Here is a 13,766-nt window from a genome sequence, read left to right as displayed (position 1 = left end):
GGCCGCCACGATCGACGCCCAGGTCTATCTCCGCGCCTATCTCGCGCCGCTGACCGGCATGCTGGCGCGACCCGACGTGACCGACATCTATGTCAACCGCCCGGGCGAAGTCTGGGCCGAGACGCTGGGCGGCGCGGTCGAACGGCACGAGGCGCCGGGCCTCGACGTGCCGACGCTCGACCGGCTCGCCCGCCAGATCGCGGCGCTCTCGCACCAGGGGATCAGCCGCGAGCACCCGCTGCTTTCCGCCAGCCTGCCCGACGGCTCCCGCGTCCAGATCGCCGCGCCACCGGCGACACGCGGGCCGATGGCGATCGCGATCCGCAAGCACATCTCGTCGGACCTGGCCCTGGACGACTATGTCAGTGCCGGAGCCTTTGCCGGCACGGTGCGCGGCACCGCGCCCGACAAGTCCGAGACCGACCTGCGCCTCGCCGAGCTGCTCGCGGCCGGCGACGTCGCCGGCATGCTCGCTGCCGCGGTGAAGGCGCGCAAGAACATCCTGGTCTCGGGCGGCACCTCGACCGGCAAGACCACCTTCCTCAATGCGCTGATCCGCGAGATCCCGGACGGGGAGCGGCTGATCCTGATCGAGGACACGCCCGAGCTGCACCAGCATCACGACAATCTGGTCGGCCTGCTCGCGGTGCGCGGCAGCCAGGGCGAGGCGCGGGTGACGGCGACCGACCTGCTCGCCGCCTCGCTGCGCATGCGGCCCGACCGGATCATCCTGGGCGAGCTGCGCGGCGAGGAAGCCTATACTTTCCTGCGCGCGATCAACACCGGCCATCCGGGCTCGATGACCTCGGTCCATGCCGATTCCGCCGAGCGCGCGATCGAGCAGATCGTGCTGCTGGTGCTCCAGGCAGGCACCCAGCTCAGCCGCGACGATGTGCGGCACTATGTGCGCAGCACGGTCGATGTCTATGTCCAGCTCCAGCGGGTCGGCGGCAAGCGCAGCGTCGCCCAGGTGCTGCTGGCGTGACGGCACTGGTTTCTGTCTATGCGATCGCCCCTTCGCTCGCCGATCCGGAAGGGTCGAGCAGCCTGGCCGCGGCAGTCCGGTGGATCGAGCAGGTCGCGCTCGGCACCATCGCGACCAGCATCGCGGTGATCGCGGTGGCCAGCATCGGGCTGCTGATGCTCACCGGGCGCCTGCAGATCCGCCGGGGCGCCACGGTGATCCTCGGCTGCTTCGTACTGTTCGGCGCGCCGACGATCGCGTCGGGCATCCTTGGTGCCGTCCGCTCGGGCCCGCAGGCCGCGGCACCGGTGGTCATTTCCAGGGCGGTGCCGACGCCCCCGCCGCTGCCCCTCCCGACACCGAAAGCGGCACCCGCCTATGATCCCTATGCCGGAGCGGCGGTTCCCCCGCGATAGGCCGATTCAGCCGCCGAAGTTGCGCTCGACGATCGAGGAGCGGGCAATCTCGGCACCAAGGCCCGCCAGTATGGCATCGAGCCCGGCGGTGAGATCGTGCTTCGGCCCGCACATGAAGATGTCGATGCAGGCGGTGCCATATTCGGGCCAGGTGTGGATCGACATGTGCGATTCGGCGAGCAGGGCCACGCCGGTGACGCCCTGGGCCAGGCCGAAGCTGTGCAGGCGGACCTCGAGCAGCGTCGCACCCGCGGCAGCCGCCGCCGCGATCAGGCAGGCCTCGATATGCGCGGCGTCGTCCAGCCGGCTGCCGCCGGAAAGGTCCGCGATGAGATGGTGTCCACTGGTCACAACAGGCTCTCATGGGCGTGGTGCAGCAGCGCCATCGCGCCTTCGGCCGCCCGCACGCCGTGATAATGGGCTTCCTCGAACAGCGACAGCCCGCTGAGATCGGAATGGGCGAGGAACAGCGGCGGCTGCGGCTGGTGCGCCTGGCCGCGCTCGAGAAAGCCGGGCGTCGGGCGGATCATCGCATGGCCCCAGCGCCACAGCGCGATCTCGCGGATCGCGCCGTCCAACTCGGGATGCAGCGCCAGCAGATCGTCGGTGACGATGCGCTTCCATTCGTCGGCGCTGCGCTCGACCAGCAGGCGGCGCGCGGCGGCGGGCTCCATGCCGGAGAGCGGCAAATACCAGGTCAGCACCGTGCCCGCGGTGACGGCCGCGGGCCCCTGGTGCGTCGCGACGACATAGCCGAGCGAATCGCTGTTGCTCGACACATTGTCCCAGGCGAGCGGCACGCCGCGCCCGCCCGGCAAGCGATCGACGGTGACATTGGCGACCAGCCAGGGTGCGTAGCTGAACGCCCTGGCGTCGCCGAGCTCGGGGCAGACCCGCGTGGCGATAAAGTGCGGCATGGCGAGGATCGCGGCGCGGGCGCGGGTGCGCACCGTGCGGTTCCCGGCAACGTCGAAGCTGTCGACCAGCAGCCGGTCCCCGTCGCGCGCGACGCGGTGGACGATATGGCCGCGGGCGATGTTGTCGGGGAAGAAGCCGGCCAGGCGCGCGGCGAGCCGACCATTGCCCTCCGGCCAGGTCAGCTCGTTCTCGCCGGCGCCATTGGCCGCCCAGCCGCGCCGGGCGGCAAAGTAATGAATGCCGGCCCAGGCCGAGACCGCATGCGGCTCGGTGCCGTAATCGTCGCGCATCGCATAGCGGACATGGGCGCGCAGCACCGGGGACTTCCAGCCCTGCGCATCGAGCCAGGCGGCGAAGTCCTCCCTGTCCAGCGCGGTGAGCGCCGGGTCGCGCGAGCTATAGGCGCTCGGCACCGCGAAGGCGGGCTTGCCGTCATTGCCGACCCGTTTGGAGAATTCGTCCATCGCGCGGTTGAAGGCGGCGAGATCCTCGCGGTCCTGCGTGGCGAGACCTGTGCGCGGGATCAGCCCCTCCTGCCAGCGGCCCTGCCAGAACAGCCGCTCCTGCAGGTCGGCGCAGAGCTGGGCGGGGTCATAGACCGGCACGCCGTCCGCATCGCCGGTGATCATGCCGAGCTGGCGCAGCAGGTGCTGGAGCGCCCTGGCCTCGCGGTTGGCGACGGGCAGGTAATGCGCGCCGAGCGGATAAGCGGAGACGGGATTGCGGCCGCTGCGGGCATTGCCGCCGACTTCGTCCTCGAGTTCGAGCAGCCGGAAGCGGGTGAAGCCGGCATCGGCCAGCCGCCAGCCGGCCGACAGCCCGGCCACGCCGCCGCCGGCGATGACCAGGTCGACGTCCTGCTCCACGCTCGGCGCGGGGAAATCGCCGTCGCGCAGCCGGTGGCCGCGCGCCATGTCCGCACCGCCGAGCTTGCCCGGGGGCAGCGCCGGCCGGCGGCCGAGCGCATAGGCCAGCCCGCCGCCCGCCGCGGCGACCGCCGCCGCGCCCAGGCCCAGCGCCGTGCGCCGGTCAGCCTTCATATTTCCCCCAGGCATCGGCGAACTCGCGCACCAGCACCTGGTTGTCGAGCCGGTTCACCGGGGTCGGCCGCCGCGCCATGTCGGGCGGGAAGTCGAACAGGCGCTGGTCGATGGTCGGCGTGAGGAAGCGGCCGCCGGGGAGGATGCGCGCCTGGTCGGGGATCGTGCCGGCAGCGGCGAGGACGAAGCCCCATTCGCCGAAGCTCGGCACATAGACATGGTAGCCGCGGGTCCGCAGCCCGGCCGCCTCGAGCGTGGAGGCGACGGTCCAGAAGGCATTGGGGGCGACCAGCGGCGAGGTGCTCTGCACCACCATCATCCCGCCCGGTGCCAGCAGCTTGCGCACCGCGCGGTAGAAGGTCTCGGTGTAGAGCTTGCCCACCGAGTAATCGACCGGATCGGGGAAATCGACGATGATCGCGTCATACTGGCCGCTATTCTCGCGCGCCCAGCGAAAGCCGTCGGCGTTGATCACGGTCATCCGCCGATCGGTGAGCGACCCGCGGTTGAGATGGGTCAGCGTCGGGGTATGTGCGAACAGGCTGGTCATCTCGCCGTCGAGATCGACCAGGGTCAGCTTCGCCACTTCGGGGTGCTTGAGCACTTCCCGCGCGGCCAGCCCGTCGCCACCGCCCAGGATCAGCACGTTGCGCGGATTGGCCACCCGGCCGAGCGCGGGATGCACCAGCGCCTCGTGATAGCGATATTCGTCGCGCGAGGAGAATTGCAGGTTGCCGTTGAGATAGAGGCGCAGATCGTCGTCGCGGCGGGTCAGCACGATGCGCTGGAACCGCGTCGTCTGGGCATAGATCACCGGCTCGCCATAGCTCGCCACTTCCGCCCAGCGCTGAAGCCGGTCCGAGGCAATGAAGCCGGCGGCCAGGCCGATCAGCACCAGCACCGCGGCCAGCTTCTCGCTCCGGTAGCTGGCGGCGCGGGGCAGCGCGAACAGGAGCGCCAGCGCGACCGCGGCATTGGCGATGCCGAACAGGAAGCCGGTGCGGATCATGCCGAGATGCGGCATCAGCAGCAGCGGGAAGAGCAGGCTGGCGACCAGCGCGCCGACATAGTCGAAGGTCAGCACGTTCGACACGGTCTCGCGGAAATCGAAGCCGCGCAGGATGCGGATCAGCAGCGGGATCTCGAGCCCGACCAGGAAGCCGATCGCCAGCACCAGCCCGTAGAGCGCGACCCGGAAATGCTCGACCAGCGGGAAGAGCAGGAACAAGGCCGCGGCCGAGCTGCCGCCGATCAACGCGATCAGCAGCTCCACCCGGACGAACAGCCGCACCTCGTCGCGCTTCACATAGCGCGAGCACCAGCTGCCCACGCCCATGGCGAAGAGATAGGAGCCGATGACGGTGGAGAATTGGGTGACGCTGTCGCCGAGCAGATAGCTGGCCAGCGTGCTGGCGAGCAGCTCGTAGATCAGCCCGCAGGTGGAGACGACAAAGGCAGACGCAAGCAGCGCCGCTGCCGGAGCGGACGTGCGGAACTTTGGATGGGCCGGATCGCCTTCAGCCATGGATGGCGGCGGCGACGATCATCGCGAGCCCGATCGCGACCGCGCCGGCGAAGACCGCCACCGCGACATTCTGCTTCTCGTGGATCTCCTGCCACAGCTTGCCCGGAGTGAGCAGGTCGAGGACCAGGAAACCGACGGCGAAGACGACGATGCCGATCACCGCATAGAGCAGGGTGGAAAGCAAGGCGGGTAGAGTGGTGACCATATCCAACTCCCTATTTGTGGGCGGGACCGTAGATGCCCGCATGCGGACGGGCGCGCCCGCCCTCGGCAAAGGGCGACCAGGCGAAGATGCCGCTCAGCACGAACAAGGCGACGACGCCGAGCGACCAGAGGCCGTAGAGGAAGGTACGCGGGTTCATTCATCATCCTCCGATGCGCCCAGCGCTGCGAAGCCTGTGGGCGCGAAATCGCTCTCCGCCTGGCGCGCCTTGTCGAACTGGATGTGGCGGATCAGGCCGATCAGCAGCGGCAGGCCGAGCAGGATCAGCGCGAGCCAGAAGCTGGACAGGAAGAGCGCGCCGGTGCGCACCTCCACCACGACCTCGGGCTTGTTCACCGGCGTCATCCAGCCGAGATCCTCGGGCATGCCGGCATAGCGCGGACTGTAGAGCGAGCCGCTGCTCCAGCGATTGCCCTTGTAGTCGACCACCAGGTCGTAATCCCCCGCCGGCACGCTCGCCACCGAGACCGAGGAGCCGCGCGAGCCCTCGGTCCAGGGCCCGTCGGAATCGCTGCCCGAATAGCGTTCGGCGGCGCCATACGCCTCATAGACCTGCTGCGTCCTGCGATCGACCAGGCTGTAGTCGAGATCGACCCAGCCATTCTCAAGCGTCGGCACGTCGGCGCGGATCTCGACGCGCTGATACAGATGGCCGAAATGGATCGGGCCGAGCGTGACGGTGCGCTCGCTGCCGTCCGGCGCGACGGGGAATCTTCCCGCGCTGGTCCAGCTCGTGCCGCCAAATGCCAGGATCAGCACGACCAGCAGCAGGAACACGCCCGCGAAGATCTTGAATCCCGTGCCCAGCCAGGCGGCGTTGGGCGAGGGCTGGTGCGGCATGGGCGGCCAGCTGGCCCCCTTCCGGACGCCGAACGCCTCGGCCATTTCCTTGTGGGCGAGCAGCACCGACCGGGTCCAGCTCACTTCATGTGCGTTCTTCTCGCGCGAGAGCATCGCACCGGGGCGTGCCCAGTCGGCGCCGACCACTTCTTCACCCACCGCCACGCGCCAGTAGAATTCGCCCAGCACGTAGTCGACGCGCGCGGTGCTGTCCTCGTAGAAGCGCTGATAGCTCTGGTTGCCGAGGCGCAGCGTCTCGTAATCGTCGCGGAGCGGGGTGACGGTCAGCTGCTCGCCCAGGCTCCAGCCGCGGCCATCGGTGATCAGCCAGCGATAGCCGTGATAGGGATTGAACAGCAGATATTCGTCCCAGGCCGCGCCACCCATGGCCGAGCGCTGCATATAGCCGATCGCTTCCCATTCGATCCCGCGCAGCGTGCCGCGCGAACCGAGCGGGATCTCCAGCGCCGCCGCCGCCTGGTTATATTGGGTGACCAGCTTCACCTGCGGATCGGTGACGTCGAGGATCGAGCTGCAATATTGGCAGACGACGCTCACCGAATAGCCGGCCGCGCGCAATTCGACCGAGCCGCCGCATGCCGGGCAGGCCAGCGCCTTCACTGCCGGCGCTGCAGGCAGCTGGATATCGGCCGCGGGCTGCATCTCAGGCTGCATAGGCGGGGAGCGTCCAGCCCTCGAACGCGCGCAGCCCGGAGGGGGCGAGGTCGGCGAGTGTCACATATTGGCCCTGGTAGAAGGTCGTGGCGAGCGCATCGCGCTGCAGCGTCGCACACTCGCCCTTCGCCCCGCGCAGATCGACGCTATAGAGCTTCCAGCCGGTCGTCGGGGTGAAGGGAAGCTCGCCCTCGGCAGCGATGCAGATCACGTCGCGCGCATCGACGATGGTCAGCTTGCGCGCGTCGAGCGTCACTTCCTGGCCCGGCACCGCTTCCTTCCCGCCCGCGATATCCTTGAGCGTGCGCGTCTGGACCTGGCTGAACGGGCGCTCGCGCAGCAGCATGAACTGGCCCATCGCATCGCCCAGCCATGCATGGCTGCCATCGCCGAACAGCAACAGCCACTCGTTCCAGGCGCCGTCGGTCCACGCCCAGCGCACCCGTCCGATCACTTCGAACGGCTGATCCTCGATCCGCCCGCGCATGCCGATCTGCACCGGGCTGACGTCGAAGGGCAGCGGCGATGACGTGCCGACCACCATCACGGCGCCATCACTGCGGGTGAGCAGGCTATGGCAATAGCCGCAGACGCGCGCGGGCAACGCCGCCGAACGAAAGACGACCTCGGCACCGCAATTGGGGCAGTTGACGCTCAGGCTCATGACGGCGTCAGCGGATGCGCGAGAGCAGCTCGGCCTTCTTGGCGTCGAACTCGTCCTGCGTGATCGCGCCGATCGTCAGCAGCTTGTGGAGCTTCTCGATCTGGGCATAGGCGTCCTCGCCCGGTGCCGCGACTGCAGCGGCCGGCGCCGCGCCGCCGATCCCGCCGGCCATGCTCTGGCCGATCGCCACGCCTGCCGCCGCGCCCGCGCCGATCCCGGCGATGCCGCCCGACTGGGCCGCCGCGGTCTCGATCGCCTCTGCGCTCTGGAAGCGGATGAACCGGTCGAGATCGCCGACCACGCGCATTGAGCTGGCCTTGTCGAGCATCGCCTGCACCTCTTCGGGCAGCGACAGGCTCTCGATGAAGAAGCTGGTGCAGCTCAGCCCCCATTGGGTGAAGGCGGGCTCGACCGCGGCCTTGAGCTTCTCCGACAGCGCGCTCTGATTGGCGGCCAGGTCGATAAAGGCGATCTCGCCCCCGCCGAGCGCCGAGGCGATCGCCGTGCCGATCGCGGCGCGCAGCTGCGGCTCGACATCGCCGACGGTCAGCCGGTCGAGCGAGCCCATCATCTTCACTGCGAAGGCGGACACGTCCTCGATCCGGAAGCTGTAGCTGCCAAAGGCGCGGATGCGCAGCGGGCCGAACTCCTTGTCGCGCACCGTGATTGGCTGCGCGGTGCCCCATTTGAGCCCGGTCTGCTCCTTCTGGCTGTAGAAATAGACATCCGCCTTGAACGGCGAGGCGAAGCCCTTGTCCCAGTTCATCAGCGAGGTGAGCAGGGGAAGGTTGCCGGTCTGGAGCGTGTGGAGCCCCGGCAGGAACGCGTCGGCGATCTGGCCTTCGTTGAAGAACAGGGCGGTCTGGCCGCTGCGGACGGTCAGCTGCGCGCCATTCTGGATCTCGCGATCCTGCATCGGATAGCGGATGGCCAGTGTGCCGGGCTCGTCGACCCAGTCGATGACATCGACAAACTGCTTCGAAAGGAAGTCAAAAATCCCCATCACGCCCTCCTGCACCCAGGATAGGCGATATGCGGCCGACATAAAACAAATATGCGCAGCCCCGCGACTGCATCGATTCTGCACGGCTTCTCCTTGCACTTCGCCGGCATCGCTGGACGGCGCCCAGCCATTGCCGCTCCCGAACCTGGGAGACCCGCATGGCCCGCACCCGCTACAGTTTTCTCTTGAAGATCCCGGCCGCGATCGCGCTGATCGCCGCCGCCGACCAGCTCCTCTCCGGCCTGTCCTTCGGCTCGTGGATCGGCGGGCTCGCGCTCGGCTGGGCGCTGGTGCTGCTGCTGACCCGGCCGGCGCTGCGCCGGCGGGCAAGCCTCGTGGCATTGGCCGTCGCCATCGGCTTCGCCGCCGCGCTGGCGCATGACCCCACCCTGCTCGGCTGGGTGCTGTTCTGGAGTGCGCTGTCGATCGCGGCGCTGATGCCGCGCATCGGCAGGTTCGACAATGCCTGGCGCTGGAGCCTCAGGCTGCTCGCCCATGCGGCGACCGGGCCACTCGCGCCGGTGCTCGACTTCGTCCGCCTGTTCCGCGCCCGCCCACGCCGGGGACGGCCGAACCTTGCGGGGCTCGCTGCCCTGCTCGCCCTGCCGCTGGCGATGACCGGGCTGTTCCTTGCCCTGTTCGCCAGCGCCAATCCGCTGATCGCCTGGGGGCTTGGCCAGCTTCGCCTGCCCTCCGCGGACAATACGGCCTTCTGGGTGCTGGTGCTGCTCGTCGCCTGGCCAAGCCTGCGTCCCACCCGCTGGGCCACCCGCATCGTCGCCGGGCTGCCCAGGGCCGAGATCGGCATGCCCGGCCTGCCCCAGGCGACGCTGCTGCTCTCGCTGATCCTGTTCAACGCGGTGTTCGCGCTCCAGAACGGGCTCGACCTCGCCTTTCTGTGGAGCGGCGCGCCGCTGCCCGAGGGCGTGACGCTGGCCGACTATGCCCATCGCGGCGCCTATCCGCTGATCGCCACCGCACTGCTCGCCGGGCTGTTCGTGCTGGTCGCGCTCAAGCCCGGCTCGGCCAGCGCCGGCAATCCGGCGATCCGCCGGCTGGTGGTGCTGTGGGTGGCGCAGAACCTGCTGCTCGTCGCCTCCTCGATCCTGCGCACGCTCGACTATGTCGAGGCCTATTCGCTCACCGGCTTCCGCATCGCCGCGCTCGCCTGGATGGGGCTGGTGGCGATCGGGCTGGCGCTGATCTGCTGGCGGATGCTCGCCGGCAGGAGCGCCGCCTGGCTGATTAACGCCAATGCGCTGATCGCCGGGCTGGTGCTGGGCGCGGTGAGTGTCGTCGATCTCGAAGCGAGCGCCGCGGCCTGGAACGTCCGCCATGCCCGCGAGGTCGGCGGGCGCGGGGTGGAGCTCGACCTCTGCTATTTGTCGCGCACGGGCACCTCCTCGCTGCTGCCGCTGATCGAACTCGAGCGCCGGCCGCTGCCGCCCAGGTTCCGCGACCGCGTCCGCTATGTCCGTGCCGAGGCGATGGCGAGGCTGGTCCAGCGCCAGTCCGACTGGCACGGCTGGACCTGGCGCAACCAGCGCCGGCTCGACACGGCGCGCCGGCTGCTCGGCGCCAACCCGCCGGCGCCTGCCGCGACCTGGCCGGGAACGCACCGCGAGTGCGATGGCTGGATCCGCGACGATCCCGGCCCCGACCCCATGCCCGCCGCCTCCGAGAGCGATCCGGTCGCCCAGGCCGTCGCCACCGCCACTCCGCCGTTGACCGGAACACCCTCGCGATGATCCAATGCCCCATGCCTCGCACCATCCTCGTCGCCGATGACGATCCGCATATCCGCCAGCTGCTCGTCTTCGCGCTCGCCAAGGCCGGGCTCGAGACGATCGAGGCGGCCGACGGCGAGGAGGCGCTGCGGATCGCCGAGAGCCAGGCGCCCGACCTGATCGTGCTCGACATCAACATGCCGCGGATGGACGGGCTCGAGGTCTGCCGGCGGCTGCGGGCCGAGGGCGGGCTGCCGATCCTGTTCCTGTCCTCGCGCGACGACGAGATCGACCGGATCATCGGCATCGAGCTGGGGGCCGACGATTATGTCACCAAGCCCTTCTCCCCCCGCGAGGTGGTGGCGCGGGTGATGGCGGTGCTGCGCCGCACCGCTGCCCATGCGCCCGAGGTCGACCGCGCCGGCACGGTGATCCGCCACGGCAAGCTCGGCCTCGATCCGGAGAGCTGGGAGGCGAGCTGGGCGGGCGCGGCGGTGCCGCTCACCGTCACCGAGTTCGGCATCCTCCGCACGCTCGCCGCCATGCCCTCCAAGGTGTTCAGCCGCGACGCGCTGATCGACCGGCTGCGCGGCCCCGGCTTCGCGCTGACCGACCGGACGATCGACAGCCATGTCCGCAACCTGCGCGCCAAGTTCGGCCAGGCCGGCGCGCAGGACCTGATCGAGACTCGGGCGGGCATCGGCTATCGTATCGGCGCATGCTCGGAGGGCTGATCGAGGGGATCAAGGCGCCGATCCGGCGCTTCTGGCCGCGGCTGCGGCTGCGCACGATCCTGCTCGTCACCTTCGTGTTCGTGGCAGCGCTGCCCGGGGTCGGCGCGCTGTTCCTGCGCGTCTATGAGAACACTTTGGTGCGCCAGACCGAGGCGGAGCTGATCGCGCAGGGGACGGCGCTTGCCGCGGTCACCAGCGCCGAATGGCCGGGCTCGACCGGGCCCGAGCTCACTCCGCGGGTGTCGAGCGGGATCGCCGGCGGCCCGCTCTCGACCATCGACCTCGGCACCCGGCCGCTGCCCGAGCGCCCCGAGCCCGCGTCCCTGACCGGCAGCCCGGCCCCCGAGGTCCAGGCGGCCGCGGCACGCCTCGCCCCGGTGGTGAACGCGACGTCGGACGCGACGCTCGCCTCGATCCTGCTGCTCGCGCCCGATGGCCGGATCCTGATCGGCAAGAATGAAGGCAGGAGCCTGGCGGGCCTGCCCGAGCTGGCCGCGGCGCGCGCCGGGCGGCCCGAGACGGTGTTGCGCCGCCGCGGCGACTATCATCCCGAATATGCCTTCGAATGGCTGAGCCGCGCCTCGGGCCTGCGTATCCACCATGCCCGGCCGGTGATGGTGAAGGGCAAGGTGGTGGCGGTGCTGCTGCTGTCGCGCTCGCCGCGCGTGCTGTTTCGCGGGCTCTATGAGGATCGCGGCAAGATCCTGTTCGGCATCGGCGCGATCTTCGCGACCCTGGTGGTGCTGAGCGGCCTGCTCTCGCGCGGCATCGCCCGACCGATCGAGATGCTGAGCCAGGCGACCCGTGACGTGGCGCGTGGCGGCGGGGGCGGAGTGCCCGAGGTGCCGCGCACCGCCGCGATCGAGATCCAGGCGCTCTACAGCGACTTCGCCACCATGGCCGACGCGATCGACCGCCGGTCGCGCTACCTGCGCGACTTCGCCCATGCCGTGAGCCACGAGTTCAAGACCCCGCTGGCCGGCATCCGCGGGGTGATCGAGATCCTCGAGGACCATGCGGACATGGACGAGGCGGACCGCCGCCGCTTCCTCGCCAATGCCGGCGCCGATGCCGACCGGCTGGCCCAGCTCGTCACCCGGCTGCTCGAGCTGGCCCGCGCCGACATGGCCGAGCCCGATGCGAACGCGGCGAGCGACGGCGCGCTGCCGCTGCGCCGGATCGCCGATGCCTGGACCGATCGCGGGCTGGCGATCGCGCTCGACCTGCCCGACACCCTGCCCCGCGCCGCGATGCCGGCGACGATGCTGGAGGCGATCGTCGAGAGCCTGGTCGAGAACAGCCGCCAGGCCGGGGCGGCCGGGGTGACCATGGCCGCCACCCAGGAAGATGGCACGCTCCGGCTCCACATCGCCGATGACGGCCCCGGCATCCCCGAGGCGGACCGGGCGCGTATCTTCGAGCCCTTCTTCACCAGCCGCCGCGCCGCCGGCGGCACCGGGCTGGGCCTGCCGATCGCCCGCTCGCTGCTCGCCTCGCATGGCGGGACGATCGAACTGGTCCCATCGGCGCGCGGGACCAGCTTCGAGATCCGCGTGCCGATCGCGTAGCGAGGCCGCCAAAGTACACGAAGTACATGCCAAAAGCGGTAATTTGCGCGGAATAAGTCCTATAGATCTTATCTTTAGCTCCAGCCGCCGCCCAAGGCCTTGTAGAGCGCGGTCGCTGCCTGTGCCTTGGCGGCACGGGCCTGCTGGTCGCGGCGGGTGGCGGCGAGCAGCGACTGGCGGGCGCGCTCGAGCGTCAGCCGGTCGTCCTCGCCGCGATCCGCGCGCTTCTGGGCGAGCGCGAAGGCGCTTTGCTCTCGGGCCAGCGAGGCGGCAGCGTCATCGGCGGCGGCGCGGGCATTGAGGAAGCGGTTGATCGCCGCCTCGCTGTCCGACAGCGCGCCCACCACCGCCTTCTCGTAGCGCGCCGCAGCGGCATCGGCCCGGGCATCGGCCGCGCGGATCTGGGCGCGGATCGTGCCGCCCTGGAAGATCGGCCAGGAGAAGCTCGGACCGAGCTGGAGGCGGAAGGAATCGCCCGAGACCAGGTCGCCGGGCTTGCGCGCCTGCTGGCCAATGCTGCCGAGCAGGCTGAAGCGCGGGAAGAGATCGGCGGTGGCGACACCGATATCGGCGCTGGCGGCGGCCAGCTCGCGCTCGGCGCGGCGGACATCGGGGCGGCGCTCGAGCAGCTCGGAGCGCAACCCGACCAGGATCGCATCAGGGCTCGCCGGCAGCGGTGCGGGCGCCTGCAGCTCGGGCACGACCTGCTCGGGCGGTACGCCGACCAGCGTCGCGATCCGATAGGACGCGGCACTCGCCTGGGCACGGGCATTGGGCACCGCCGAGGCGCTCGCCTTGGCCGCGGCATCGGCGCGGTCGAGTTCGAGCCGCGACGCCTCGCCATGATCGAAGCGCAGCCTTGTGAGCCGGGCCAGCTCGCTGTCCGAGCCCGCCTGCGCCTCGGCAGTCGCGCCATCGGCCTGGGCGGCGCGCAGGTCCATGTAACTGCGCACCACCTCGGCGATCAGTGTGAGCATCACGTCGCGCCGCGCGAACTCGGCGCTTTCCTCGCGCGCGGTGGCGCCCTGCATCTGGCGGGTGCGCCGACCCCAGATATCCACCTCCCAGCTCGCGTCGAAGCCGAGATCGAACAGCGGGAAATCGCGCGAGAAGCCCGGAAAGGGGATGTTGCCGATCGGCAGCTGGCCGTTGTTGCTCAGCACATTCTCGGTCGCCGAACCCTTGGCGGTGACGCCGGGCAGGCGCCCGCCGGCGATCGCCTCACGATTGGCGCGCGCCTCGGCCAGCCGGGCCTGGGCCTCGCGCAGGTCCGGGCTCGACGCCACCGCGCGCTGGACGAGCGCGGAGAGCTGGGGATCCTCGAACCGGTCCCACCATTTGAGGTCGACTTCGCCGGGCGTACCGGCCTCGACCCAGTTCGGCGCGGCTCTGGTTTCGGGCGGATGATAGTCCGGCCCGACCGTGCACGCGGCGAGCAGCAGGAACAGGGGAAGCGAGCGGATCATCGG

The 13,766-nt window shown here is 70.1% G+C and carries 14 protein-coding genes; 5 read left to right on the top strand and 9 right to left on the bottom strand.

What is annotated here, in order from left to right; genetic code table 11:
* Nucleotides 1-58 precede the first annotated feature (58 nt).
* Both virB11 and ACEN8G_RS20780 read left to right on the top strand, forming a co-directional pair.
* Nucleotides 59-985 carry a P-type DNA transfer ATPase VirB11 gene (virB11, locus tag ACEN8G_RS20785; RefSeq protein ID WP_413416217.1) on the top strand — a complete coding sequence of 309 codons (927 nt, stop codon included), beginning with the start codon at nt 59-61 and terminating at the stop codon, nt 983-985.
* Nucleotides 982-1,380, top strand: coding sequence for a TrbC/VirB2 family protein (locus ACEN8G_RS20780; RefSeq protein WP_413416198.1), 399 nt, complete (start codon nt 982-984; stop codon nt 1,378-1,380). The genes virB11 and ACEN8G_RS20780 overlap by 4 nt, the downstream gene beginning before the upstream one ends.
* A gap of 6 nt (nt 1,381-1,386) precedes the next feature.
* On the opposite strand, the gene speD is transcribed toward ACEN8G_RS20780, so the two are convergent.
* From speD to ACEN8G_RS20740, 8 genes are read right to left on the bottom strand one after another with little or no spacing between them, the layout of a single operon-like run.
* Nucleotides 1,387-1,731, bottom strand: a complete 345-nt coding sequence (gene speD / locus ACEN8G_RS20775) for an adenosylmethionine decarboxylase (RefSeq protein WP_413416199.1) — start codon at nt 1,729-1,731, stop codon at nt 1,387-1,389.
* Nucleotides 1,728-3,338 (bottom strand): FAD-dependent oxidoreductase, encoded by a 1,611-nt coding sequence (locus tag ACEN8G_RS20770; RefSeq protein ID WP_413416200.1) that lies wholly within the window; start codon nt 3,336-3,338, stop codon nt 1,728-1,730. The genes speD and ACEN8G_RS20770 overlap by 4 nt, the downstream gene beginning before the upstream one ends.
* Nucleotides 3,328-4,863, bottom strand: coding sequence for a polyamine aminopropyltransferase (locus tag ACEN8G_RS20765; protein ID WP_413416201.1), 1,536 nt, complete (start codon nt 4,861-4,863; stop codon nt 3,328-3,330). Before ACEN8G_RS20765 ends, ACEN8G_RS20770 begins: the two co-directional genes overlap by 11 nt.
* Nucleotides 4,856-5,068, bottom strand: coding sequence for a DUF350 domain-containing protein (locus ACEN8G_RS20760; RefSeq protein WP_413416202.1), 213 nt, complete (start codon nt 5,066-5,068; stop codon nt 4,856-4,858). Before ACEN8G_RS20760 ends, ACEN8G_RS20765 begins: the two co-directional genes overlap by 8 nt.
* 10 nt (nt 5,069-5,078) lie before the next feature.
* Nucleotides 5,079-5,225, bottom strand: a complete 147-nt coding sequence (locus tag ACEN8G_RS20755) for a hypothetical protein (RefSeq protein ID WP_413416203.1) — start codon at nt 5,223-5,225, stop codon at nt 5,079-5,081.
* Nucleotides 5,222-6,601: a DUF4178 domain-containing protein gene (locus tag ACEN8G_RS20750; RefSeq protein ID WP_413416204.1), complete on the bottom strand. Its 1,380-nt coding sequence runs from the start codon at nt 6,599-6,601 to the stop codon at nt 5,222-5,224. Before ACEN8G_RS20750 ends, ACEN8G_RS20755 begins: the two co-directional genes overlap by 4 nt.
* Nucleotides 6,591-7,265: a DUF4178 domain-containing protein gene (locus ACEN8G_RS20745; protein ID WP_413416205.1), complete on the bottom strand. Its 675-nt coding sequence runs from the start codon at nt 7,263-7,265 to the stop codon at nt 6,591-6,593. The genes ACEN8G_RS20750 and ACEN8G_RS20745 overlap by 11 nt, the downstream gene beginning before the upstream one ends.
* 7 nt (nt 7,266-7,272) lie before the next feature.
* Entirely contained in the window at nt 7,273-8,268 is a 996-nt protein-coding gene (locus ACEN8G_RS20740) for an SPFH domain-containing protein (protein ID WP_413416206.1), read from the bottom strand.
* 158 nt (nt 8,269-8,426) lie between these two features.
* Here ACEN8G_RS20740 and ACEN8G_RS20735 point away from each other — a divergent pair, with 158 nt between their 5' ends.
* Genes ACEN8G_RS20735 through ACEN8G_RS20725 form a run of 3 tightly spaced genes read left to right on the top strand, consistent with a single transcriptional unit; the run spans nt 8,427 to nt 12,297 of the window.
* A complete protein-coding gene (locus ACEN8G_RS20735) occupies nt 8,427-10,016 on the top strand; it encodes a DUF4173 domain-containing protein (protein ID WP_413416207.1) in 1,590 nt (529 codons plus the stop codon).
* 11 nt (nt 10,017-10,027) lie between these two features.
* Complete coding sequence (locus tag ACEN8G_RS20730) at nt 10,028-10,729, top strand: response regulator transcription factor (protein ID WP_413416208.1); 702 nt, start codon at nt 10,028-10,030, stop codon at nt 10,727-10,729.
* Entirely contained in the window at nt 10,714-12,297 is a 1,584-nt protein-coding gene (locus ACEN8G_RS20725) for a sensor histidine kinase (RefSeq protein WP_413740681.1), read from the top strand. Before ACEN8G_RS20730 ends, ACEN8G_RS20725 begins: the two co-directional genes overlap by 16 nt.
* 74 nt (nt 12,298-12,371) lie before the next feature.
* On the opposite strand, the gene ACEN8G_RS20720 is transcribed toward ACEN8G_RS20725, so the two are convergent.
* On the bottom strand, nt 12,372-13,763 hold the full coding sequence (locus ACEN8G_RS20720) for an efflux transporter outer membrane subunit (RefSeq protein ID WP_413416210.1): 1,392 nt from the start codon (nt 13,761-13,763) through the stop codon (nt 12,372-12,374).
* Nucleotides 13,764-13,766 lie beyond the last annotated feature (3 nt).

The sequence above is a fragment of the Sphingomonas sp. Sphisp66 genome (assembly GCF_047324325.1).
Lineage (GTDB): Bacteria > Pseudomonadota > Alphaproteobacteria > Sphingomonadales > Sphingomonadaceae > Sphingomonas.
The sequence above is the reverse complement of the archived record's forward strand: the minus strand, read 5'-3'. Positions and strand labels throughout refer to the sequence as shown.